This is a genomic window from [Limnothrix rosea] IAM M-220, from assembly GCF_001904615.1.
GTDB lineage: Bacteria > Cyanobacteriota > Cyanobacteriia > Cyanobacteriales > MRBY01 > MRBY01.
Genome location: NZ_MRBY01000002.1, coordinates 84,521 through 108,529 on the forward strand (window position 1 = coordinate 84,521; position 24,009 = coordinate 108,529).

Here is a 24,009-nt window from a genome sequence, read left to right on the forward strand (position 1 = left end):
AGCATGAGTGGCGTAGCTTTCTAAATCCCCTTCTTCATATGAAGAACTTTCCCAAGGAAGGAGAGGAGAGAGCCTCTAGAGCTTATTCGGAATGGCGATATAGTCGTGGTCGGCAGGATTAGTAAGGAGCTTAGTATGTTAAATCCATAGAGCAAGGCTTTAAAGACTGTTAGATGCCTTAACTTTGATAGCTTTGAGTATGGTTGTGCAGGATTAGTAAAGTTTGTATTTCACAACAAAACTGAGCTCAATTGCTACCGAGCAGCTTGGTCTCATGAATTGTTCAAAAATTGTTCAAATTAAATTGTTTAAACTTTTGTCGCTCGGTTACTGGAACCGCGTTCAATTTCTCGAACTTTTTTGCCACGCCATACGAGTCGAATCGGTGTACCGGGAAATGCTAGATCTTTTCTAAATTGTTTTTCGATATAACGGCGATAGTTATCGTTAAAGCGCTTTGGATCATTCACAAATAGTGAAATTGTTGGTGGTTGGTTGCGGACCTGCGTGCCGTAGTAAATTTTGCCCTGACGGCCTTGGCGATTTGTTGGTGGGGAGTGCCAAGTAACGGCCTCTTGAATGACTTCGTTGATTACGGAAGTACTAACGCGACGGCGGTGGGATTCTGCGGCTTGGTCTACTAAATCTAAAATTTTATTGACCCGCTGGCCTGTCTGGGCACTGATAAATAGTATGTCGGCCCATTCCATAAAGAAGAGACGGGCTTGCAATTCTTTTTTGTATTCGTTGATGGTGTAGGTGTCTTTTTCGATAGCGTCCCATTTATTGGCGATTACAACTACGGCGCGGCCTTCGTCGATAATGCGGCCTGCTAATTTTAGGTCTTGTTCTGTAGCGCCATCTAGGACATCGACAACGAATAATACGACATCTGAACGACGAATGGCTTTAAAGGCGCGGTTAATACTAAAAAACTCTGCGCCGTAGTCAACGTTCTTTTTGCGACGGATACCGGCAGTATCAATGAGGCGGTATTGTTGACCATTACGTTCGACGAGGGTGTCGATGGCATCGCGGGTTGTGCCTGAGATCGGGCTAACGATCGCCCGCTGTTCTCCGGTTAGGGCATTCAATAGGCTTGATTTGCCGACATTGGGACGGCCAATAATGGCAACGTTAATGGTTGTGTCTTCTGTTAAATTATCGATGGCTGGAATATGCTCGATCACTTGGTCAAGCATGTCGCCAGTGCCGCTACCGTGAATGGCTGAGATGGGAAAGGGTTCGCCCATACCTAATTCCCAAAATTCTGCGGCTTGAACATAGCCTTGGTCGATGGATTCGCATTTATTTACTGCGACAACGATGGGTACGGTTTGTTTGCGCAACCATTCTGCGATTTCGATGTCTGCGGCGCTAAGGCCATTTTTTCCGTCAACGACAAAAATACCAACGGCTGCTTCATTCAGGGCGATCGCCGCCTGTTCGCGAATCAGGGGGAGAAATGCCTCTTCGTCATCAAAGACAATTCCACCAGTGTCTACAATTTGAAAATTACGATCTTGCCAAAAACCCGGACGATAGGTGCGATCACGGGTAATACCGGGTTGGTCATGGACAATGGCTTGCTGATCACCAGCAATTCGGTTTACAAGGGTCGATTTACCCACATTGGGACGACCAATTACGGCGATAATAGGGAGCTTCATAGGATTTCGGCGGCAGTTAACGGAAAAGACTGGATATTTTGGCTCTAAACTTGATGCTGGCTCAATTTGTGGCGATTTTTGCTATGATAATAGTACGTAAGATCTATTTTGCGTTTTGCCAGTACTTAAACTTAAAAATTTTTAGAATATCCAATACTACAGGATTTTTGAGGCGATCGCCATCATCCGGTATTATCTTCTCAGTTTTAAGGAACCAAATTACCTATGTCGGCTGATTATGCATTGCCCCAGTTGCTAAAGCCCATTGCCAAATGTTTTGGGTCGAAATTCAGTTACGAAGTGAACCGTATGCGGTTACCAAATGGTACTGTCGGTGAATATGGTTGTGTGCGGCATCCCGGTGGTGCTTTGGTCGTACCAGTGACGGAAGATGGCAAGTTAGTCCTTGTGAAGCAATATCGATTTGCTATGCAAGGGCGAATTTTTGAGTTTCCTGCGGGAACGATTGAAGACGGTGAAAAGTCCTTGGATACCGTCAAGCATGAACTACCAGAAGAGGCGGGTTATGACGCTGCAAACTGGCAATTTTTGGGTAAGTTTCCGATTTGTCCGGGTTATTCTGATGAGTGGATTTTTTCTTATCTGGCGACGGGTTTAACGAAACTGGATAATCCTCCAGCCCAGGATGAAGATGAGGATATTGAGGTTGTTTTGTGGACACCTGATGAATTTGAAGAGGCTGTTAAACGTGGCGATCGCATTGATGCGAAAACAATTGCAAGTTTCTATTTGGCGAAGCCATTTTTAGTTTAGAAATTAAGTCAAAGAAAGGGGCAATAACTTTAGACAATCATTGTTTAAATTTATTGCCTTAAATGCAGTTCTTTTATCGGGCTAAAAAAGCAGTTTGTACGATGCTAAATGGCTTTCTGCGGCAAGGGATTGGCTTAGATTTTAATACTTTCCCAATGGGCGATCGCCCGTTTATTTTGACAAAAAAAGAGACCCATCTAAAACTTTAGACCAGTCCCATAATATTGCACAAAGAGAAATCAAACTTGAAAGCGACGATCAGTTACTCACATCACCGCCAATACATACCCAGTCTTACAATTTATCTACCGAAATCGGTTTAAGTGGAAAGTAGAAACGGTAGCGCACTAAAACGAAAAGACACAGCAGGTGTAAACCCCAATGGGTGGCAGCAAAACCCCAAATAATGCAAACAGCGGCCATTGATGCAGCGAGAACTTTTGTCACCTCGTGTTCAGAAGCTTGGTACAAATAAATACTCACAAAGGCGATCGCCCAAAGTAATGGAGCTAGAAAAAAACTCATCATATTGGCGACCTCGCATCTTAGGAAAACTGCAAGTCAACTTTGAGGAAAACTGTTATTGTTCAGCTTTACTTCTCATTTACATTAGCATTATTTATTTATTGTTTTGGAGAGGTCATGTATTTTCGAAAAAAGTTTTAAAAAAAGTACATAGTCCATGGGTATGGCGGCGTAAATTTGCCCTAAACCCCTTGGGGATCACGATAAAAGGGCAATATTTTCCTTGGATTCAATAAATTCTGTTATCCATTGTTTGAGGTGATGGGTTGCTCGACAATCGTCTTCGTTATAACGAATAATGGCATCTAAAAGTTGGCGATCGCCCGTTTCAAGCCATGTATCATACCAGCACACCGTTTGATCCCCACTCACACCCACTTCATACCAGTGATAACCTAAAGCATTGGCAAGGGATTTGAGGGAATAACTTTCAACGGGAAAAATCAGATATTTTGTCACCCATTGATGAACATCCATTAGCCGACCAACGATCCCCTGCAATTCATTGATGGGCGTTCCATATTTTTTGCCGAGACGATTTAAAGTATCCCGCTCATAGGGCGAAAAATGAAAGATTGGCGCTTGGGGAAACTGTTGTACAAAAGCGACAAACTCATGCCAAATCTTTTCTTCTTCTTCTAGGGTCTCTGCCACGAAAGCATAGAACTTTTCCACTTGATTGCGATGGTCAATAAAATAAACACCGAGTAAATAGTCCACATTGCGATCCGGCTCAGCTTCGATATCAAAAAATAGTTCTACGTCACCTTTCGGCATTAATTGTATTTTATTAGGACGATTAACTCGCCAGACGACTTCCTTGTAAACGATCGCCTTTGCCTGCTGTTGTAATTGCATTGCAACATCGGGTCCGAGGTGTTGCCCGAGATGTTTGGGAGGCGTATTTGCCAAGGTTTCAATGCTATGGATGCCCATTTCTTGAAGAGATTCGTAGCGATTGGGGGTAACGCCGGGAACGAGGGATAAATGCTGATCTGCTTGGGCGATCCCGTAACAATGGTTGTACCAAGAACAGAGATGACAGCGTTGTCGAGAAATAAAAACTTCTGGTTCGGTCGGGTTGCTTAGCACTCGCACACAGTCAGTGATGGTCTCCCGGAGTTTTTCGGACCATAGCTCCATATCAACTTTGTGGGGGCGACGGGAGCGCAAAATTAACTGGGTCAGTCGCGGCGATCGCCCTTGAATATGTTCCAACAGAAAGCTATGGAGCATCGATATCAGCTTATATTCGGGCTTCGGTTTTTGCCCCAGTTTGACGCTGACAGAACGATAGTGCCATTTTCCCCAGCGGGATTCTCCGGCCTGCCGTAGCAATACCGTGGGTTTGCCCACGAGGGTCAACTGCTCAATCTTTGTCCCCTCCCACTGGTCAAAGCGATGTAATAGTACACCTTTATAAATGCACTCAACCCCTTGAGCCATCAGCTCTTCCGTTTCCTTCGCCCGCGTTTCCCAATCCTCTGACTGGGGTTGACGATAGGGACGTTGACCTAAATAAATATTGATGTGTAGTTGATTTTCCTTGCGCAGCTTCATTAAAAAATCTTTCTCAGAGGATTTTTCGCGGCGATCACCAAACAGATTCAGAAAAGCGCGTCGCTCACACCGCTTAAAATTCAACAACAAATCATCGGTCAATAACATGCAGCTTTAATCATAAAAAGTCTTCCTTGGAAAATAACACATTCAAATGAGCCACGAAAAATCCACTCCCCAAGCAAAAACTTAAAATGCCAAACATCATCATTCGGCGATCGCTGACCAATCCCACCACAAATCCCGCTCAAACCATTAAATACACAAACCTAAACCATTCAGTTCAAACACAAAAAAAACAAAAAAAGAGCCATTACAAAGACTCATCAAAACGACTTTTAAAACTCCCTTTCTTATACCAATATTGCTTCAATTCATGGTGAGGAGTATGCAAACTCGCCTTTGCCTGATAAAGCAAAATACGCCGATGAGTCCCAATCCAAACACGCTTCAACGGATCCACAGAAATCAACGTCCCCCCCAAACTTTCAACACATTCTTCAAACCGCTCAATCGTTGAATAATCAAGCGTTTCAAAAACAAAAAAGTTGCCGGAACAAATCAAGTGACGACTCCGAATCCACGCTTTCATTTTTTTGCTGGCGACCGGAGGTAACATCGTGACTTTAAACTACCGTAGGAAAATCTTAAAAAAGCTAACAATATATTAGTTATTGCCCAAGGCAAATAAATCTTTCTTTTGACTGTTTATCTCCCAAATTTTATTTTTCTAGTCTGTTCCATAACAAAAAACAATTATTTATATCATGACAACAATACTGACAATTTTAATACTAGTAATTTTCAACAACCTCAGAAGCATAACTATCTGTCTTCTCAAACTTTAAAGGACCAACAGCAGACCCCCAAACTTGTTCATCCGTATCAATATCCAAACCTCGATCCCAACCCGTAAAACTCGTTTCCGTGAACCGAGCATCACTGACTAAATAAGTCTTTTTTCCACGCTTCTCAATCACACAATCCCGCCCTTCTACCCGCCCTTGAAACCCATCATGATCTGGCCGAAAAATCATCGAGCAGTGACAACGGCGTTCAATAACATCCGGCTTAATACTGCAGAGAATATCTAAATTACGACCAGCACCAGCATAAACCAGCGCATCTTTAAGACTGTAATTTTCGATATAAACTTCATCACCATAGGGAACAAAACGATGAATACCTTGACGATAGGGTAACCACAAATCATAGTCATACACTTGCTCTGAGTAGAAGCCAATACCGTCAAAAAAGTCCCAAGGTAAAGGCCGAAAAAAGACACGAATATGGGCATAATTCTTAGGGTCAGCAAATGACTGCTTCTGATTACTAAAACCACCAGCCATCGTACGAGCCAAAGCATACATCAATGACTGCTCTGCAGCAGTAGGAATTTTTTCTTCTAGTTGATAAGCCATCGGTAGAGTAAGTTCGTGAATATGTTAAATCGTTGGAAATATCTAAGATGGGACTTCTGCGCGAATTTCAGAAGAAAAAGAGGCTGTTACAACACCACTACCACCACTTGTTTTAATTAGGGAAACTCGCATTCTAAAATTGGGATTTGCAAACCAAATTCGCTCCTCTGCAGCAGCACGTTCATAGGCTGTTTCCAAAACAAAAGCTCCATCTTGATCAAAATGATATTCGCCAGCAGAACTAATGGTTTCAGCATAGCCTTGGTCACGTAATAGTTTTCCCTTTTTGACATCATTAGCATCGGGAACAGGTACTAAAATAGTTGTCCCCGAAAACGTTTCATCATCATCCCAATCAGATTCCCCCTCCCAACTCATGCGGAAGGGTGTCGCTGCCACTGTGGGGTCAACATTGTAGGTTTTACAAAGTGCAATTACTTCAGAATCATCTTTAGTCAAAGGTTCAATCTTAATGGTCGAAGTGACCTGTTCAAAATGTCCAAAAGCGAGATGATGGGCACTACGTTGCGATCGCCATTGACCTAGGGAAGCACTAATAAATTTTTCTATATCCATAGAATAATCAATATTAAAAAATAATTAAAAAATATTTTATATTGGGCTCAATAGCCAAGTTTTAAAAAAGAAAAAATATAGCACTAATATTCTCTCAGTTTAAATTAGTGCTGATGCTTTTGTGGAGCAGTTATCGTAATATTTCGAAACATAAAAAAGCGGACTACCTTGGTAAGCCGCTTTATGTGGATCCGCAATATTTATGGGAAATAAGCACAGCCTAAATATGATTTAGAGCTGAAACAATCAACCTAGGCGACCTCAGAAACGCCAAGAATTGTGCCGCCCATTTTCTGGATGCTTTGGATATTACGAGAGAGCTGCTTATAGTTGACTTCGATGAAAGTTTTGCTTTGTTTGCTCACGGGAGTTGTACCTGCCCCGGCAATATCAATGCGAAAACGCTTACTCGTTGAAGTAACAGCGCCACCGCGGGAACTGGCAACCTTGATGGACTGGGGTAAATTGCTAGCAATGCTGGTAACGAGCTGAGCTTCACTGCTGCGATCGCTAGTTGCATAGCCACCGAGCAAGGAAACGGTTTGGTTAAAGGTATTATTCTTAAAACCAGTTTGGGTGCTGATTGTGCGGGGATAGGGCACAACATTTTCACCAAACGCTTCGGTGTATTCACGACTATCGATGAAGGAATCGATATCAGCGTTATAGCCTTCGGTGTTATAGATTTTGACGTGCTCAGCAATTTCAGATTGATCTTCAGGAGAACGACCTAAAAGGTGTTTGAAGTTCAACTCAGTGCTGCGATAAGCTGGGTTTCCCTCGAAGAAAAGAGATTTGTACAGCTCAGACTGGGCAACAGTGCGTACAAAATCACGCACGGTGATGTCGCCATTGCGTAATAAAGATTCTGCATTTTTAAATGCTTGTTCTGAGAGAACGTGAACATTGCCGAGGACTTGCTTGTAAACCGCACGAATTACAATTTGCAAATCATCTTCAGAAGCATTGTCTCGTAGCTCTACGGGGGCATCTGTAAAGCCAGCAGTTAAAGTCGACATGGTGTCACTTCCTTTGGAATATAGTAGGTTTTAAAGTGTTTTTTATGCTGCCACTTTAGTAGGTAGCAATCGCTGTTTTACAAACTGATCAGTTCGAAGGCAGCAAGGGCAGTTGCCACAGTCAGTGCAATCAATGCTGCTGCGCCGCTAAACACAATAGTTTTGCCGACTAAGGTCACCCAAGCTGGTGCCACCCAAGGGGCTTCTTCTAGAGGTTTGTTGCTAAAGTAACCCTGTGCAATGAGGCGATCGCGGTGATCGTTCCCGTAGCGGGGCATCCGCGCCGTGGGTAGGTCTCCCTGGCTTTGCTGCGGTAGAATGCGGCGTTTTTGATAGGGCACAGTATCAAGGCCGAAACTGGCAAAGTATTCGTCGCTTTCGAGGAGTTCATCGACGAAACCTTGGAAGCCCTTAGTGGCAATGACAATAGACCAAGCAATTTTCTCTTGCTCGCTGTAAACTTCCCGTCCAAGCACGCGCTGCACTGTCATCTGGACAAGACGGTAGTTATTATTGACATCGACATTACGCTGACGGAATGTGTCAGACAGGAGTAACCCACGCACAAAATCACGGACAGTGATTTGACGGTTCTTGAGTTGAGATTCTAGTTCACGCTTACGGTTAACGGACAACATTTGTTGTTCGTTAAAAATCTGTTGGTAAGCGGCTCTAATGACCAATTCAATCTCTAAATTCGAAGAAAGATTTTCGGCACTAAAAACCTGTAGCTGTTCGTCACCAGGCACTTCAAAGCCTTCTACCCGTTGGTTTTGGCTGCGTGGCGCGTAACTCAGTCGAGGAATAGCCATGATTTTAAATTAAAAAAGAAAATAAATTAAATTAAAAAATTAAGGTTGTGACTAGAGAGAAGCCGTTGATGATCGTCTCTTTGACAAATATTTCTTTAGAAAATGTTTTCTTTAAGGAATGTCTCTGCCCTAAGGGGCGATCGCCAACGACTCAACTCACAATCAAGACCGAAGTCGTGTAGTTACAATGATTTAGTTTCGATTAAAGACAACCGAAGCCAAGCTCAGCAATTAATCAACTTCAGTAATGCTCACAATGCGACCACCAGCACGGTGGATACGCTGAATCTGAGGACTCATGCGATCGCCGGGAACGATGTACTCATTAGAGCTAATCCGACGGGGACTATCAAACTTGAAGCCAGTGGCCACAATCTTGAAGGTCTTATCCGTCGCATCCGCATAGCCCGCAATACGGCCACCAGTAGAAGGCGTATCTGCATCAGTAGGTAGATTTGATGCAAGATCACCCACCAGACGAGCACCAGTAAACGCACTATCAACCCCGGCATAACCCTGATATACAGAGAGAGTACGGTTGTAAGTTACATTCTTCTGACCGACTTGTGTCTGAGCACCACGGTAGTAAGGAACAATGTTTTCACCGAAGTTGCTGATGTACTCATCACTATCGATATAGGAGTCAATTTCAGCGTCGTAGCCACTATTAACAGTCGTTTGAATATGCTCCGAAAGCTCCGCCTGGTCTTCAGGAGAACGGCCTAGTAGATGTTTAAAGTTAAGCTCGACAAAACGGTAGGGAGCGCAACTCTCAAAGTAACGGCTTTGGTAAAAGCTGGACTTTGCAACAGCACGCACAAATTCTCGGATAGTAATGTCGCCATTGGCAAGCTGAGACTCAGCCTCGGTCAGACGCTCACTCTCCATCACATGGGGATTACCGAGCACCTGCTTGTAAACAGCACGAATTGCGGTAGCAACATCATCGACGCCCGAATTACGAAGTTCTACCGGAGAATCTAAAACTACACTCATAAAAAGCAAGCTCCTAAATAAATTAAATTAGGTTTTTTAAAAAAGCTTAGAATTTGAGACCTAGCAAGGCGTAATGCTAGAAATCACACCGCCAGTTGCGTGAATGCGCTTGTATTCATCGCTCAGACGCTCGAAGGGCACGTAGTACACCTTGTTGCTGCGGCGGAATTTGGAAATACGATTGACTTTGCCGGGAGAAGAATAGCCAGTAACTTCGATACGGAAGACTTTGCCGCTATCACCTGCACCTGCACCAAGACGGGTTAAGCCAGCATCGCGAGTGGTGGATTCTTGGAAAGACCAGCCATCACCAGATGCACCAGCAGAAGGTGCAACCACAGGCATTGGCGTGGGGTTGATCACGTTACGGTTGAGGACTGGGCTAATGCCGGAAAGGCTACCTTTGAGGTCGCTGCTCGACGCACCACGTTGCATTGCAAAGATATGGGTAAAGCCAACCATGCTAATGCCAGCATCGGTCTTATAACCACGAAGGTAGGGAACAAAGTACTCACCAAAAGTGGCTTGGTACTCGTCACTGTCGAGGTAAGAGTCGATCTCTGCTTCGTAACCGCCGTTATCTAGGAGGTCACTGTGCATGCGCATTTCTTCGAGGTCTTTGGGTGTACGACCAAGGAAATGTTTGAAGTTTAGTTCAATAAAACGGTAGCGGGGGGTTGTTTCGAAGAAACGGCTGCTGTATAGGTCTGATTTGGCGATCGCCCGAACAAATTCCCGTACACTTAGTTCGCCATTTTTAAACTGCGACTCAGGTACAGAAGCGCGCTCACTTTCCATCACATAAGCATTACCGAGGATTTGGCGATAGACAGCACGAATAATTGCTTCTTTCGCATCATCACTCTGTCCCGGAATAAACTCAATGGGGTCAGTCTCTTCAAAGAGAGCAACACCGAGTCGGGATGCGGGTCCAAAAGTCATAAGAAGAGGATCTCCTTGTTATCAATCAATATTTAGGTTTTTAGCTGGGAATGTGACCACTGAGGAAAATCACCCAACACGACACCTGAGTAAATCAGTTCACCATCTATGCGGAATTTCGCCTCGGAATTGGGGCACAATGCCGAGCTAACAGGAGCAACCATAGCGCTTTGCCCAGTCAACTACTGCGGGGAAATCCGTAGCATATGTGACGATCAACATGGGATACTCAAAACAAATATTGCGTTCTAGAGGACACAAACTACGAATGAGTGACATATAACGTAATAAACGTTACACAACGTTATGTGACGACCTTAAGGGCTTTAGAGCTTGGCCATTGGCAGGAAAATCACAATAGTTCAAAGAGTCAACGGACTGGAAATTTGTCTCTTTAACTAGGTCATGGTTCACGTTGTGCAAGGTTTTCTTAAGATTTAAAACTATTTTTTGTCCAGCAGTCTTAGGAACGGTGGCTCGTTAATTGATGGGCAGGTAAAAAGGGGGTTGGTTAGGGAGATTTACCTACGTTACGGATGGCGATCGCCTACAATCAGAACTTAACGTTTCTGCTGCTAATTTTGTTTGTCCATGAACTATCTGATTGCTGTTTACCCTGACCGTATGACCGCCGAAGCTGCCTATACAGATCTAGAGGAAGCGGGCATTCCTAAGTCAGATTTAGTCATCCTTGGTAAAGGATACACAACGGCGGATGAATTTGGATTTATTGATCCGACCCAGCAAGGCAAAAAACAGGCGAAATTAATGTCCTATTGGCTGATTCCCTTCGGCTTTTTTGGGGGGTTTGTTTTTGATTACATTACAGGTCTGAATACTTTTGCTTGGGCAGGAACGCCCGGTAATCATATCGTTGGTGGTTTAGCTGGTGCGGCCAGTGGTGCCATGGGGAGTTTTTTTGTGGGTAATAGTATTGGTGTTTTAACGGGCAGTGGCGATGCTCTGCCTTACCGTAATCGCATCAATATGGGGAAGTATCTTGTTATTTATAAATACGAAATAAATCGGTATCGTGATTTAGCGACCCGCGTTTTTCAGGATAGTAATCCCGAAAATTTACAGGGCTATTCGGAAGGTTCTTAAGGTTAGTCAGAGGTTTGTTGAAAGGTGGTAAAACGACGCGGTGAAGGGGAGAGTGGGTGACGGGGAGATTTTCATTGAATTGATTTTGGGTCGAGTAGAGCTTGCCAGATTGATTCCGCCGCGTCCCCTTGTCTCCGTGTCTCCCTCGCTTTCGGGTTTTAAATATAACGTCCGTTCGGGTTAAGGAGTTATCTGAATGCCTTGAAGACATGGGGACATTGGGATGGGGAGACATGGGACATCAACGGACACTCGCATTTTTTGACTCCTAGAATTGTTTGAATGAAAAATCGCCCCATCCTTCGCTCTCCCTGTCGCCGCGTCGTCATTCCAGACCATGCTTAAACCGAACTCAGGTTAAATATAGGACATCAATAGTTTTAAAACACCGGCGATCGCCGACAAAGAAGCAGTTTCCGTTGCTGTGTGATAATCCGTCGTCGGAATTTGTAGCGTTGTGCCGTTGATTTCTCCTTCAGTGGCAACAATAATCCGGCCTAACTCCGTGCGACCAAGGGGATAGGGTCTACTACGGGTTTCGTTTTGCGTTGCAATATATTCATCCTTAAAGCCGTAACTTAAACCTAATTCCTCGCAGCGAGTCACTAATTCTTGGGTCATGGCCTCCGAAAATTCCCCATTAGCATCTCGATGACGCAACGTTACCTGTTGAACATCCGCATCTTCGCGGGTGGCGTAGGGACTTGTATCGAGCACCACTAATCTTTGGGTGGTCAATCTTTCCCGTTGAAACCAAGACAAGGCATAGCGCCAACTGCGGCCAGACTCTTCTTGGGCTGTAAATAAACCTGTGCCCTGAAATCCTTTCCGAAACAGATAAATAATCATCGCAGCACTGACGACATTATCCAGCTGTGCCGACATTAAACCATTTTCAATTTGCAAACGATCTAGAAAAGAGATGGGTGTACCCGGTTGCAAAAATTCCAGACCATCGACTTCAAAAATTAGATTATTGCGTTCGGGGCAAATGTAGGAATTTGTGATTTCTCCTTGGGCAAGGTAAGTGCCGGTATAGGGAAAATGTGCTTGTACCCGCTGTCCTTGGAAGCGATTTTCGATGGTATTCAGCATATGTTCCGATACGGAGTCTCCCATTACTTCACCGCGATTTCCGGCGATAAAGGCGGCATATTGAAATTCATTGGGCCCTGTGCAGAGTAAGCCGTGGCGGTCAATGTGGGCGGAGAGAAATAGGTCATGGGGTTTACTGCCCTGGGCGACGAGGACACCGTGGTAAAGCTGTACGTTGAGGTGGTCAAATTCTTCTAGCTCCCGGCGCAAAATTCGGAAGAATGCGTCTTCGTTACCCACTACGGATGGCTGACGAATGAGGGGCTTAAGGATATCAATGAATTCTGCGAGTTCGGCATAGTCGGTTTCGACATCGGCGATCGCCCCGAACGTTAATTGTTCAAGTCCCAATTCCAAAGCATCCATGTATGTCGTCCTCTTGGGGGAAATGATGGGATATTGCTATCAGTTTAGTCTTCTCGGTTGTTAATTAGTGGGGACAAAAGTAAAGAATATTCGCTAAATGTAGACCCGTATGGTGGCTGGAACGGGAGAAAGGCGATCGCCTGATTACAATTCTGTCGCGCGGCGGCTTCTGCAATCGGGAAAAGTGAGGTTAAATGGGATGGGAATTTTCCCATTAGCCTTTAGTGTTCGAGCATTAAATACAAAATTATGGTTGCCCTTACCCCCAATCCCAGTTACAGCGTTACCCTCCGTCTGCGTATCCCAAACCAAGCGGGAACCTTAGCGCAAGTAACTCAGGCGATCGCCGCAGTGGGGGGCAGCTTAGGCAATATCGAGCTCATTGAACGGGATCTCAAGTTTTTGCTGCGGGACATTACCGTCGATGCTTCTAGTGATCAACATGCCGACGAAATTGTCGATGCCGTTAAAGCTCTCGAAGATATTGAAGTTCTAGATGTTGCAGACCGTACCTTTGCCATTCACCGGGGCGGCAAAATCACTATCGAAAGCCGCATTCCCCTCACCGTGCAGTCAGATTTAGCCATGGCCTATACGCCCGGTGTTGGTCGGGTTTGTAAGGCGATCGCCGAATCCCCGGAGCGGGTGTTTGACCTCACCGTAAAAAGTAATATGGTGGCGATCGTCACGGACGGCAGCGCCGTTCTAGGCTTAGGGAACCTCGGCGCAGAAGCTTCAATGCCCGTGATGGAAGGTAAAGCCATGCTCTTTAAAGAATTTGCTGGGATCAACGCCTTTCCCATTTGTCTCGATACCCAAGATGTCGATGAAATCGTCAAAACAGTAAAATATCTCGCCCCTGTTTTCGGTGGTGTCAATTTAGAAGATATTGCTGCCCCCCGTTGCTTTGAAATTGAAAAACGTCTCAAGGAAGAAACTGATATTCCTATCTTCCATGACGATCAACACGGTACGGCGATCGTTTCTTTGGCTGCGCTGTTTAATGCCATCAAGCTCGTCAAAAAATCCCTAAAAGATGTCCGCATTGTGATCAACGGTGCTGGAGCTGCCGGTATTGCGATCGCCAAACTTTTGCGTCAAGCAGGCGTGGGCGCAATTTGGATGTGTGACTCTAAAGGCATCATTTCCACCACACGCGAGCATCTCACCCCAGAAAAAGCCGAATTTGCAGTAGATGCCACAGGCAATCTTGCCGATGCAATGAAAGGAGCCGATGTCTTCCTTGGTGTTAGCGTACCGGGCGTTGTCACCCCAGAAATGGTCACCTCAATGGCGAAAGACTCCATCATTTTTGCCATGGCAAACCCCATTCCGGAGATTCAACCCGAACTCATTTTCGATAAAGCCGCAGTTGTGGCCACAGGTCGAAGCGATTACCCCAACCAAATTAACAATGTCTTAGCATTTCCGGGCGTTTTCCGCGGTGCATTAGATTGTCGCGCCTCAAGTATTACCACTAATATGTGTCTCCAAGCCGCCCAGGCGATCGCCTCCCTCGTCAGCAATGCCCAACTGGATAAAGAGCACATTATCCCCTCTGTCTTTGACGAACGCGTAGCCGTAGCCGTATCAGCCGCCGTTGGTCAAGCAGCACGCCAAGACGGTGTCGCCCGTAGCTAGCCACCTTACCCCAATCCACATCCACCTTAAACTCGCCCAAACCATGACGGTTTAGGGCGATTTAGTATATTCAGACAAAAACTGTGTCAGATCCCTTCACGGCCTAGACGGCGATCGCCCACCCAGCCATTACTTCCGATACACACAAAAAAATACCCCGCTCAAAAGAGCCCTGAACACAAAACCTAATAATGATAGTCCGTTTCCGTCTGAGTCTGGGGATAAGCCATTTCAAAATTTGAGGGATCACGCAAAAAGCGAAAAGCCTCATCCTCTAGCCGATGAATTTTGTACGCCTCCAGTGAGCCAGTATGGCGCAAGCAAGCGATGTAGCCATCCATATAGTTACGAATATCCTCATAGCGGCTGCCCCGTCGCCATAGTTCCACCATCGCATCGGTCAAACGCTGATAATAACGAATTGTCAAACTGTCTTGAAGCATAAATAAAAGGAAAAAAAGTTACTAAAGCAGCAATAGTTTTGAGGACTACAATTTGGCTCAAAAACCACTATTTTTTGCCCTTATGCTTCATTTTACCGATTTTTGTCGTCCGAGGAGATATTTTTCAGATCCGAATAGTACTGATTACCCTTAAGAAAAAATACTTATACAGCTTTCAGCTCTTCCATTTACCCCTCCGATTCAGAACGCTTTTTCTATCGTCAAATACCGATTCATCCTTAGCAGAAAATATAGCTTGCCCTCCCCCATTTCAAGCAACAATCACTAAATTTAGTGACCAGAATTTAAAGAAAAACAAAAAATATTTTTTGCTAAAATACCTAAAGCGTAGAAAATTTCAAGGACTGACTTTCACCGAACAATATCCCTTTAAATCCAAGCTAAATCAGCCTTTTAGTCATTCGATAGGTTTTAACTAAATGCACCATTAGGGGATAGAGTCAGCACTATTATTTTTATTGTCTAATTTTGCGACTCTACCCATTGACCAACCAAACCAGTAGAGACTTAAGCAACATCAGGACAAGTTGACGGCTCAGTCAAAGCTTGCACCATAGACTCTCCCGCAAACTCCAATGTAAAAGAGTGTTCCAAAACTTCAATAGGCTGTACCTCCTTGGGTACTGTCTCAAAGGCAGCAACCCCTAGTGGACAGGCATTCCAAGCGGGATCCATGAATGTCCCAAATTGCTCACAAGTACCACCTCTTCTCCCTTCTGTCCGGAAGTAGCGACAAGTTTTACAGGTAGAGATGGAGCAATTTTTACTGTTCATTATGGTGGCTGACTATTAGATGAGAAATTGTGATCGGGTCTCTTATGTCTGTTTATTATGACTTGTGTAAGAATTGCTACAAAGTAAACTCAACACCATAGAAGGTCATCTATGTAGAGCCTTTTTTCGCTTGGTAAGATTTAGCTTTTTTTTATATTCTCTATTGCGTTATGTAAACAGACTTGTATTTTCTTTGGCTTGATAAAATCTGTGGTTATTTTGATTAGAAAACAGTTTTTCGGCACTGGGATCAATTTAAATATTTTTTTCTAATCAGACAAGTCTTACCCGGACAGGTTAATGAACTAATTTAAAGTGATAAAAAAATGAGTAGGGAAAAATACTTTACTGAGTCATTTTTCTAGGTATTAACTGTCAAAGTTATGTCGTGATTTCTTGATTAGTGGTGGGGTTATTACGTAACTGTTGCGACATATTTTGTTTGTGATGCCATTTTTGCGCGATGCAGCATCGACAAACTTGCCAACGTTTAAGTTCGCCGGGGGGGGTGGGAACGTGACATTTTGGACAGGGGGGTTGATTTTCCAGTTGTTGCTGTTGTTTTGTTAGCCACGCGCGTACGGCTGCACTGGGGGAGTCGCCACCGGCTCGTTTTGCTTGGGGGGAACGGGAAGTGGTTCGACTGGGGTGGGGGGAATCTGGATCGGCTAGGGGGGAATAGGCGGGTTTTTGGTGCCAGTGGGTGCTGGTAAAGCGAATATTTTGTATGGCTTCGCTCGGGGGCAATTTTGCGTTGAGTTTTTTTTGAATGTTGAGGCGCTGGAGGGTGAGGTGCTGGGACCAGGTGTCGTTACTTGTGGCGATGAACAGGGTATTGTTTTTGATGCTGTGGGGATAGCTATTGAGTTTGGTTTTTGGGGGGAGCAGTTGCTGCCACAGGGTGGTGATGGTTTGTAGGTGTCGTTGATGTTGCCATGCTTTTTGGTGCATGACTGTTTTTAGGACTGATTCTAGGGGCTTAAGGGTCATGGCGATCGCCGCACTCACAGGAAAACTAAAGGTCAAAAAAAGGGCTATAGCATCCCACAAAAACGGCATAGTTAAGCCGAAATTTATTGTGCGGGGTAGAATATCAAAAATTTTGGCATCTGGTTACGATGGCACAAACTTCGCCGGATTCTCGTGCACAACAGGCAAAAAAAACGTTAGATGTAAAAACGCGCATCGCTCTTAGTTATTATGGCGTGTTGGGTTTAAATCCGACGGCTTCGCCGATGGAAATTCGTCAAAAATATCGGCAGCTCAGTAAAAAGTTTCATCCTGATACGACTGTTTTACCGGAGGCGGAAGCTCGGGCAAAGTTTCAGCGTCTCAATGAGGCCTATGGGACGCTCAGTAGTCCGGAGCGGCGATCGCTTTATGATCTAAAAATTGGCTTTTCTCGATATAGTGTTGTGCAAACTGACCGGGAGTCCAGCTCTGGTGAGTCGAATTACACCAGTTCGGCTTATCTTGATCCCACGGATCGACCTTTATCGGCAGGAGAAATTTTTGCGCTATTTATTATGTTGACTACTTTTGCGGGCTGTTTACTGTTGGCGATCGCCCTGAGTTTGAGCCAGGGTAATGCAGGTTAATTCCAGAAATAACGTCAAATTGTTAAACTAAAGCCACATTTTCTAAACTTTGTTACGTCGCGTTATTGCCAAGCAAAAAAACTATGTCTGCCATGCCGTCCGTTGACAGTCCGCTGTACAATCATCCTTTACCAAAAATTGAGCAATGGCTATATTCCCTTGGCTGTGAGCAGCAGTCCGAAGAACTACATTGTTGGATGGTAAGTCGCCCGACTTGGGAAGCAGAAATCTGCCTAGAAATTGAAGAACTTGCAGTGCGTTATGTGAAAGCGGGAGCTGACGGTTCGGACATTGAGCGGTCTTTTAAATATTCCCTCAGTCGCAAAGATATTGAAGATGCTGTTTTTTCAGGGCCCTAAGCGTCGATATATCGCTATTTGGGACTGCAATAATTGCTCGTAAACCTTCCTCACATCGCGGCGGATTCTCTATAAGTTCCCGCGCCATTTTTTGCAGGATTTCACAAGGTACTTGCCGCGATCGCCGTTGATTACGCTGCCAACACTCATCAAAAGGGGTTTGTAAGTGCCAGCCAATCCAGGGGATTTGGTTGTACTGCGCTAAAAAATCTTGCCGCCATTGCCGATTAAAATTCGTGGCATCGTAAATAATAGTTTGCTGGGTGGCGATCGCCTCTTGTATGAGCTGATCAATGACAGCCGCAATGGCAGCCCAATCTCCTTGGATACTCGCAGCACCGTAAAGCCGTTGACGAATATCATCGGGTGAGACAATTTGTCCTTGAGTTTCAGCTTGGAGCCAGCGTGCCACCGTAGACTTGCCGGCTCCCGGTATCCCAATTAGAAAATGCGAGATATGCTGGGAGAACTGCTTCATTTTGAGGGAAAATTTGAGGAATTTCCATGGAAAAACGGTCAATGCTTGAACGACTTCAACTGCCTTGGTGGCAATGGCTTGGCAATGTCGGTGTCGCTCTCCTAACCATTTTTATGGTACTGCCAGAAAGCTATTACCTGATGGTGACATTTCCTTGGATTTTGATGTGGCAACTGGGCTTTCTGTGTTTGGGGATTGCCTTGATTGGTGTGATTCGGCAATTTGATTTGCCCTTTCGTCCCCTCGGTTATGGTTTGGATTGGGCGATCGCCGCAGTTATTATCGCTTGTGTTTTATCAACAATTTTTGCCCCGTTTCCGCGAGTTGCTGTGTGGCAGCTGATGACGATCAGCGGCTATGGCGTTGCCCTGTACACCCTCAGAAATTTTTTAGGGCAAGGGGGCTGGAATGCGAAGAATTTACGGCGCTTTCTCGTGATCCTCAGCTTCGGGATGAGTGTCTGGTCAATTGTTGGCTGGCTATACCTAGAGCGCCTAGATCGTAATCTTTTTCCTATTGGTCACCATAATTTTGTTGGTGCGTATTTTTGTTTAGTGTTGCCGCTGCTCCTCAGTTTTGCCCTTTCCCTAGGGGGTCATGTCAAAAAAATAATAGGCGTACCGCTTCTTTGTTTCCCCGCACTTTTTGTGATTTATACCAGCTCTTCGCGGGGGGCATTTGTCGGATTTTTGTTGTGGGCGATCGCCTCGATTGGATTTGTCATTTGGCGAACTAAAGGTAGAAAACGGTGGATACTTAGCAGCATTGCCCTCGGTTTCTTAACGTTATTTTTTGTCATTGCACTACAACATCCCCGTGTTCAGCGCCTTATCTTGGTTGACACCTCATCAAGTGGCTTACCAAAAGTGGAATTTCGAGTCGACGGGGAAACAGAAGACCGACTGTTTATGTGGCGTAGTGGTTTTAATATTTTGCAAGATCGCCCCCTCACTGGCGCTGGCTTGGGCAATATGTCCCGCATTTACAATCTCTATCGACCTATCACCGTTGGCACAGGCGCTGCCCACATCCAACAGCTCCACGGCACAGCTCCACACCTATTAGCGGAACTTGGTTTAATCGGCGGCGCGGCGATCGCCTTCCTGCTATTTCAGTTGATCAAGCTTGGTTGGCGGGTACAAAAAACGACCGATCATCCCAAAATTAAGCGACTCATTTACGGTCTCGGTGGTAGCTGGCTTGCCTATGGTGGCGCAACCTTGACAGATTACCAGCTCGAAAATATATCAATTAGTTTTACGTTGCTACTAACCGTTGTTCTACTCGTGGCGATCGCCGACGAAACCTTAACAACAGAACCAAAACCCCTAGCAACGCCCCTACGCCGTATCCTGAGCATCGGCAGTTTAGGAGGTGTCTTTGTGGCGCTTTTTGCTATTTTTCCTAGCGTTTGGTCAATGAATTTATTTCGCTCTGGACGTATCGCTTGGGAACAAGGGCAAAACGAAAAAGCTTTTGTTGATATGGCCACAGCCAGTGAAATCCACGCTTGGAATCCAAATTATGCCCTGTATCTCGCCTTTTGGTTCCTTGAAAATCGCACTTACCAAGAAGACTCACCCGAAGATTATCGAAAAAGTACAGCGCTCGCCGCTGAGTATCTCATGCAGGCACTAGAGGCCGCTCCCAACGATTCGTATTTCAATCAAAATGTCGGAATTATCCTCTCGGAACTTGATTTAGTAAAAGCCCAACCCTATTTCGAGCGTAATATTCAGCTTCTCCCCCGCGATCCAGTTTCCTCTAGTTACTTTTTATTGGGGTTAAGTCATCTCGCCCAAGGCAATGAGGAGAAGGCGATCGCCGCCTTAGCACTACAAGGACTAATCTCACCCGGCCATATGACCCTCGGCAACTGGAATGACAAACAGTTGGCAGGTTATCGCATTGCGGCAGTAGAAGCCTGCCTCGCCTTACACAAAGAGCTACTAGCAAGGATTGATCCCGACGATCCCTTAGTTATTTCCCTAAAAGAGCGCATGGCTTGGATTAGCTGGTGGCACGGATTACCGATTCCATATTTCGACGAAAAAGACCAATTTTCACCCATTATCCAAACTTTACTGCTGAGTGACAGCGAGCCAGAAGCCGCCTTTGAGCTCGTGGAAGCGAACCTTGCCGCTGACCCCGGACGGACTATTTGGCTGATTTTACAGGCGTATTTTAATCCGGAAAAACAACTAGAGCTAGGTTTCCGCGATCGCCTCGGACAAGTCACACAATATGTACTAGAAACACCCACCGAATCAGAGCGCGATTTACGCCAATGGTTGCGACAAATCCCCATGGATTCCCGCCGCACAACGGATCGCACAGCTTCCCAATTAGTTTATCGCAGCCAAAATTTTACAGGGGTTGATGCCATCCTTCATCCGGAGCGCCTTGAGCAATTTCGTTTGGTCTCCATCCTTAGTTTAGGGGGTGGCTTTCCGCGGACTTTACCGGAGCTTGATCGACTGGTGAATGAAGTTAACCGAGAAGAATTGGGCTTACCCCATCCCACCCAAAACGGCTTTACACTAGTAGATTCTGGCAATTGAGGGTGGCATTTTTCGTCATTAGTTCATGGGTAAAACGTCAAACACGTGGCTGTTAGGCTTGGATATTCAGGTTTGGATCTTAGCCGCGGGCAGATTGCTGTCCCACATTGGCACAGGCTTTGTGATGTTCTATGCGCCGATTTTTTTTGTGAATGATGTCGGACTCACGGCAACTCAGGTGGGTCTTGCCCTCGGTAGTGGTTCGATATCTGGGATATTGGGTCGCTTTGTGGGGGGATCTTGGGCGGATAATCCTCAGTGGGGTCGCAAAAAAACGCTATTGGTGGCTCTGGCGATCGCCGCCGTTGCGGATCTTGTTTTTGCGTCAACGAATACTTTTTCGATGCTGGTGGCAGGGAATCTTTTACAAGGTTTAGGGATTGGTTTGTATTGGCCAGCGACAGAAACGGTGGTAGCGGATCTGACCACTGGAGAACAGCGAAATGAAGCCTTTGCGATCGCCCGTCTAGCGGACAATGTTGGTTTAGGACTAGGTGTAATTCTGGGTGGTGTGATTATTTCGACCCTCGACAATTACCGTTTACTTTTTGTCCTTGACGGCATAACTTTCGTTGGTTTTTTCTGGCTGATTTTTTTCGCGATTCAGGAAAGTCAAACTTACCAACATCCGGATGGTGGTCCATCGCCCTCTATTTTTGAAAGCTGGTTTAAAGCCCTGCGCGATCGCCGTCTTGTGGTGTTTTTAGCGGTGAATATCGTTTTCACAATTTATATTTCACAGATTCAAAGTACCGCACCCCTCTACCTCACCAATTTTGCGGATGTTCAGCCCCAGTTAATTAGTATTTTGTTTACATGGCATGTGGTCTTTGCCTCGGTTTGCCAACTACCCGTGGCGCGCCTACTCAACCGCTTTTCTCGACCAAAGGCCTTAATGGTTTCGCTGTTGTTTTGGGGCATCGGTTTTATTGTGATGGGGGGAGTGGGCATGGCAACATTTCCGGTTTTTGTGGGGGCGATCGCCAGTCTAGGGATTTTATCTTTTGCGGTTGTCACATACACCCCTTCTGCATCGGCATTGGTGGTGGATCTCGCGCCCGAATCCCAGCGGGGGGTTTATCTCGCGCTCAATTCCCAATGTTGGGCGATCGGTTATTTCATTGGCCCTCCCCTCGGTGGTTGGGCGCTGGATCAAGCTCCGGCGATCGCCCACGGATTTTGGTTAGTGGCAGCCCTCAGTATTGTGCCTTGTATCGGCGTATCACTCTTTTTAGAACAATTACTTGGACAAAAAAGCCCTTCTTCAGCACCGTCCAAACAATAAGAGTAACTATGTGTTTGGGAGAGCATTAGGAAAATATTGCATTTAAATTATTTCGTAAGACTTTTCCAACACTTCTTCTAATTCAAACGGACACTCAACGGGAAAATCTGATAATCCAGTTTCTCGCTCTGCCCTCAACACAGCCAAAGGATATGATTTCTCGACATATTGTTGAAGCTGAGAACGTAGACTAGGGTTTTCGGACAACAGCTTTTCAATGCGAAGACGTTGTTCTTTAATCGTAAATTGCCAACTGCGAGATTGACGATTGGGCTGATATTGCCATTTGAGCATATGCATCATCAGCACTTCCAAACGACTTTCTAGTTGTCTTTTTTCAGAACGCCCCATGCTCTCTATTTCTTCGGCAATATTCGACCAATCCAAGTCGCTGAAATCTTGATTTCTCAAAAGTTCTGCCTGCTGTTGTGTCCATGCATGGAAATCGTCTTCGTAAGTAATAACATTCATCCGATTCACCAATTAAAGCGATAGGAGCGGCGATCGCCCCCATTTATTAAGATCTCCGACTTCTTTTGTTGCACTGCGACATAAATCAATGTCTAGCCAAAGAAGTCGGAGATCTAGCCTGCATGTTTAAATTAACGACCACCAACGACGACATTTTTAATGCGCAGGTGAGGGCCACCCACACTAACAGGCAAGCCACCTTGACCGCCCTTACCGCAACCACCGTTGGTATAAAGCGTATCGTCACCGATCGCCTCAATATCATTGAGAGTTTGGAAGACATTACCACTGAGGGTGACATCGCTCACCGGCTCCGCAATTTTGCCGTCGCGAATCATGTAGCCTTCCGCCGCCGCAAAGGTAAACATTTCACCGTTAGTTTGACCGCCGAGCATCCGCACCGCGTAAACACCCTCGTTGATGTCTTTGATCATGTCCTCAAAAGATGTATCACCGGGTTCGATCGCCGTATTGGTCATGCGCACCAGAGGAGGATAGGACGCGAGAATGGCGCGGGCATTACCAGTGGGTTCCTCTGCCATTTTTCCCGCTGTTTCGCGGGAGTGCAGACGCTGGGTTAAAACACCATCTTTGATCAAATATTTGCGCTGTCCGGGAACCCCTTCATCGTCGTATTTCATTGTGCCGGGCAAATTCGGTAAAGTCGCGTCGTCAATGACATTGAGCTGTTTAATGCCCAAGGGTTTGCCGATGGTGAGCAGCTCCTGCATCCGAGGATTTTCATAGACAAAATCAGCTTCAGATAAATGACCAAAGGCTTCGTGAATAAACACACCGGCAAGATAGGGATCGAGCACGACGGTATATTGACCACCTTTGACAGGCTTCGCTTCTAACTGACGCACTGCTCGCACGGCTGCCCCTTTGACGCGATCTTCAATGCCAATGAGGGCATTAAAGTCACAGCGAGAGTTGAGCGACTCAAAGCCCTGCCGCACCACACCGTCTTCACCACGGGCGATCGCCCCAAATCTGCCATTCACATCAAGACGTTCTTGGACAATGCAACTGCCATTGGAATTAACGAAGTAGGTGGTGACGAATTTATCGCTAATGCTACTCATCGTCGTTTGGATGCGAGGGTCATAATCCAGCAAAATCTGGTTATACTTCGCCACGAGATCCCGTTTTTCCTTCAGAGAAACGGCACGGGGATCTTGTTTAATATCAACCGGAACATAATCTTCAATCGCGCCGTTCGGTGCTAACTGCGTCGATTCCTTACCGACAAGTTTTGCTTGGGTAATCGCATCATCAAGGCGATCGCCCAGTTCTTCCAAACCGTTAAAGGTGACAAAACTCCAACCACCATCATGGCAAGCGCGGATGCCGCCTGCGAGGGCAAAACTGCGGTTACTGCCATCAAACTGGGGACCTCGAAACGAAATACTGGTCGATTCACTTTGCTGTACCCGTACTTCGAGGTAATCCACCTGAGCCTTTCGGTCGGCGATCGCACTCTTGAGGGTATCAGTCATCTCTTTGTTTAGTGGCATG

25 protein-coding genes are annotated in these 24,009 nt (G+C 45.6%); 8 read left to right on the plus strand and 17 right to left on the minus strand.

Annotated features, from left to right (window positions below; all coding sequences use genetic code 11):
- Window positions 1–308: 308 nt before the first annotated feature.
- Window positions 309–1,670, minus strand: a complete 1,362-nt coding sequence (gene der / locus NIES208_RS01655; protein ID WP_075889054.1) for a ribosome biogenesis GTPase Der — start codon at window positions 1,668–1,670, stop codon at window positions 309–311.
- Window positions 1,671–1,895: 225 nt separating this feature from the next.
- On the opposite strand from der, the gene NIES208_RS01660 reads away from it, so the two are divergent.
- Both NIES208_RS01660 and NIES208_RS18795 read left to right on the plus strand, forming a co-directional pair.
- Window positions 1,896–2,444: an NUDIX hydrolase gene (locus NIES208_RS01660; protein ID WP_075889056.1), complete on the plus strand. Its 549-nt coding sequence runs from the start codon at window positions 1,896–1,898 to the stop codon at window positions 2,442–2,444.
- 62 nt (window positions 2,445–2,506) lie between these two features.
- Window positions 2,507–2,653 carry a hypothetical protein gene (locus tag NIES208_RS18795; RefSeq protein WP_171971688.1) on the plus strand — a complete coding sequence of 49 codons (147 nt, stop codon included), beginning with the start codon at window positions 2,507–2,509 and terminating at the stop codon, window positions 2,651–2,653.
- Window positions 2,654–2,738: 85 nt separating this feature from the next.
- Here NIES208_RS18795 and NIES208_RS01665 read toward each other — a convergent pair whose 3' ends face one another.
- The 9 genes from NIES208_RS01665 to NIES208_RS01705 all read right to left on the minus strand — a co-directional run bounded on the left by NIES208_RS01665 (window position 2,739) and on the right by NIES208_RS01705 (window position 10,295).
- Window positions 2,739–2,972 (minus strand): hypothetical protein, encoded by a 234-nt coding sequence (locus NIES208_RS01665; RefSeq protein ID WP_075889058.1) that lies wholly within the window; start codon window positions 2,970–2,972, stop codon window positions 2,739–2,741.
- 195 nt (window positions 2,973–3,167) lie between these two features.
- Window positions 3,168–4,637 (minus strand): TM0106 family RecB-like putative nuclease, encoded by a 1,470-nt coding sequence (locus tag NIES208_RS01670; RefSeq protein WP_075889060.1) that lies wholly within the window; start codon window positions 4,635–4,637, stop codon window positions 3,168–3,170.
- Between the two features lie 205 nt (window positions 4,638–4,842).
- Window positions 4,843–5,148: a CpeR family transcriptional regulator gene (locus tag NIES208_RS01675; RefSeq protein ID WP_075889062.1), complete on the minus strand. Its 306-nt coding sequence runs from the start codon at window positions 5,146–5,148 to the stop codon at window positions 4,843–4,845.
- 175 nt (window positions 5,149–5,323) lie between these two features.
- Complete coding sequence (locus NIES208_RS01680; RefSeq protein ID WP_075889064.1) at window positions 5,324–5,950, minus strand: chromophore lyase CpcT/CpeT; 627 nt, start codon at window positions 5,948–5,950, stop codon at window positions 5,324–5,326.
- Window positions 5,951–5,992: 42 nt separating this feature from the next.
- Window positions 5,993–6,526 (minus strand): phycobiliprotein lyase, encoded by a 534-nt coding sequence (locus NIES208_RS01685; protein ID WP_075889066.1) that lies wholly within the window; start codon window positions 6,524–6,526, stop codon window positions 5,993–5,995.
- A gap of 251 nt (window positions 6,527–6,777) precedes the next feature.
- Window positions 6,778–7,545: a phycobilisome rod-core linker polypeptide gene (locus NIES208_RS01690; RefSeq protein WP_075889068.1), complete on the minus strand. Its 768-nt coding sequence runs from the start codon at window positions 7,543–7,545 to the stop codon at window positions 6,778–6,780.
- Between the two features lie 77 nt (window positions 7,546–7,622).
- Window positions 7,623–8,357, minus strand: coding sequence for a phycobilisome rod-core linker polypeptide (locus tag NIES208_RS01695; RefSeq protein WP_075889070.1), 735 nt, complete (start codon window positions 8,355–8,357; stop codon window positions 7,623–7,625).
- 231 nt (window positions 8,358–8,588) lie between these two features.
- The gene (locus NIES208_RS01700) at window positions 8,589–9,353 is read right to left on the minus strand and encodes a phycobilisome rod-core linker polypeptide (RefSeq protein WP_075889072.1); all 765 of its coding nucleotides are present in this window, start codon (window positions 9,351–9,353) and stop codon (window positions 8,589–8,591) included.
- Between the two features lie 60 nt (window positions 9,354–9,413).
- Window positions 9,414–10,295, minus strand: coding sequence for a phycobilisome linker polypeptide (locus NIES208_RS01705; protein ID WP_075889074.1), 882 nt, complete (start codon window positions 10,293–10,295; stop codon window positions 9,414–9,416).
- 591 nt (window positions 10,296–10,886) lie between these two features.
- Between NIES208_RS01705 and NIES208_RS01710 the strand changes: the two genes are divergently transcribed.
- Complete coding sequence (locus tag NIES208_RS01710; protein WP_075889076.1) at window positions 10,887–11,399, plus strand: hypothetical protein; 513 nt, start codon at window positions 10,887–10,889, stop codon at window positions 11,397–11,399.
- Window positions 11,400–11,756: 357 nt separating this feature from the next.
- On the opposite strand, the gene NIES208_RS01715 is transcribed toward NIES208_RS01710, so the two are convergent.
- On the minus strand, window positions 11,757–12,860 hold the full coding sequence (locus NIES208_RS01715; RefSeq protein WP_139324958.1) for a zinc-binding metallopeptidase family protein: 1,104 nt from the start codon (window positions 12,858–12,860) through the stop codon (window positions 11,757–11,759).
- A 249-nt stretch (window positions 12,861–13,109) separates the two neighbouring features.
- Here NIES208_RS01715 and NIES208_RS01720 point away from each other — a divergent pair, with 249 nt between their 5' ends.
- Window positions 13,110–14,501 (plus strand): malic enzyme-like NAD(P)-binding protein, encoded by a 1,392-nt coding sequence (locus NIES208_RS01720; protein WP_075889078.1) that lies wholly within the window; start codon window positions 13,110–13,112, stop codon window positions 14,499–14,501.
- Window positions 14,502–14,686: 185 nt separating this feature from the next.
- Here NIES208_RS01720 and NIES208_RS01725 read toward each other — a convergent pair whose 3' ends face one another.
- The 3 genes from NIES208_RS01725 to NIES208_RS01730 form a co-directional block, all read right to left on the minus strand.
- The gene (locus NIES208_RS01725; protein WP_075889080.1) at window positions 14,687–14,944 is read right to left on the minus strand and encodes a DUF6761 family protein; all 258 of its coding nucleotides are present in this window, start codon (window positions 14,942–14,944) and stop codon (window positions 14,687–14,689) included.
- Window positions 14,945–15,472: 528 nt separating this feature from the next.
- On the minus strand, window positions 15,473–15,739 hold the full coding sequence (locus NIES208_RS18450; protein ID WP_139324959.1) for a hypothetical protein: 267 nt from the start codon (window positions 15,737–15,739) through the stop codon (window positions 15,473–15,475).
- 381 nt (window positions 15,740–16,120) lie between these two features.
- Window positions 16,121–16,765, minus strand: coding sequence for a DciA family protein (locus NIES208_RS01730; RefSeq protein ID WP_171971689.1), 645 nt, complete (start codon window positions 16,763–16,765; stop codon window positions 16,121–16,123).
- Between the two features lie 92 nt (window positions 16,766–16,857).
- Here NIES208_RS01730 and NIES208_RS01735 point away from each other — a divergent pair, with 92 nt between their 5' ends.
- Both NIES208_RS01735 and NIES208_RS01740 read left to right on the plus strand, forming a co-directional pair.
- Window positions 16,858–17,337: a J domain-containing protein gene (locus NIES208_RS01735; protein WP_075889084.1), complete on the plus strand. Its 480-nt coding sequence runs from the start codon at window positions 16,858–16,860 to the stop codon at window positions 17,335–17,337.
- An 83-nt stretch (window positions 17,338–17,420) separates the two neighbouring features.
- On the plus strand, window positions 17,421–17,696 hold the full coding sequence (locus tag NIES208_RS01740; protein WP_084176495.1) for a DUF3143 domain-containing protein: 276 nt from the start codon (window positions 17,421–17,423) through the stop codon (window positions 17,694–17,696).
- Here NIES208_RS01740 and NIES208_RS01745 read toward each other — a convergent pair.
- Window positions 17,653–18,216, minus strand: coding sequence for an ATP-binding protein (locus NIES208_RS01745; RefSeq protein ID WP_171971690.1), 564 nt, complete (start codon window positions 18,214–18,216; stop codon window positions 17,653–17,655). The two genes, NIES208_RS01740 and NIES208_RS01745, sit on opposite strands and share 44 nt — an antisense overlap.
- On the opposite strand from NIES208_RS01745, the gene NIES208_RS01750 reads away from it, so the two are divergent.
- A complete protein-coding gene (locus tag NIES208_RS01750) occupies window positions 18,216–20,735 on the plus strand; it encodes an O-antigen ligase family protein (protein WP_075889088.1) in 2,520 nt (839 codons plus the stop codon). The two genes, NIES208_RS01745 and NIES208_RS01750, sit on opposite strands and share 1 nt — an antisense overlap.
- Window positions 20,736–20,760: 25 nt before the next feature.
- Window positions 20,761–22,020 carry an MFS transporter gene (locus tag NIES208_RS01755; RefSeq protein ID WP_075889090.1) on the plus strand — a complete coding sequence of 420 codons (1,260 nt, stop codon included), beginning with the start codon at window positions 20,761–20,763 and terminating at the stop codon, window positions 22,018–22,020.
- Window positions 22,021–22,062: 42 nt separating this feature from the next.
- On the opposite strand, the gene NIES208_RS01760 is transcribed toward NIES208_RS01755, so the two are convergent.
- Together NIES208_RS01760 and NIES208_RS01765 are read right to left on the minus strand one after the other, a co-directional pair.
- On the minus strand, window positions 22,063–22,491 hold the full coding sequence (locus NIES208_RS01760) for a DUF29 domain-containing protein (protein ID WP_075889092.1): 429 nt from the start codon (window positions 22,489–22,491) through the stop codon (window positions 22,063–22,065).
- A gap of 131 nt (window positions 22,492–22,622) precedes the next feature.
- Window positions 22,623–24,008: a TldD/PmbA family protein gene (locus NIES208_RS01765; RefSeq protein WP_216349340.1), complete on the minus strand. Its 1,386-nt coding sequence runs from the start codon at window positions 24,006–24,008 to the stop codon at window positions 22,623–22,625.
- Window position 24,009 lies beyond the last annotated feature (1 nt).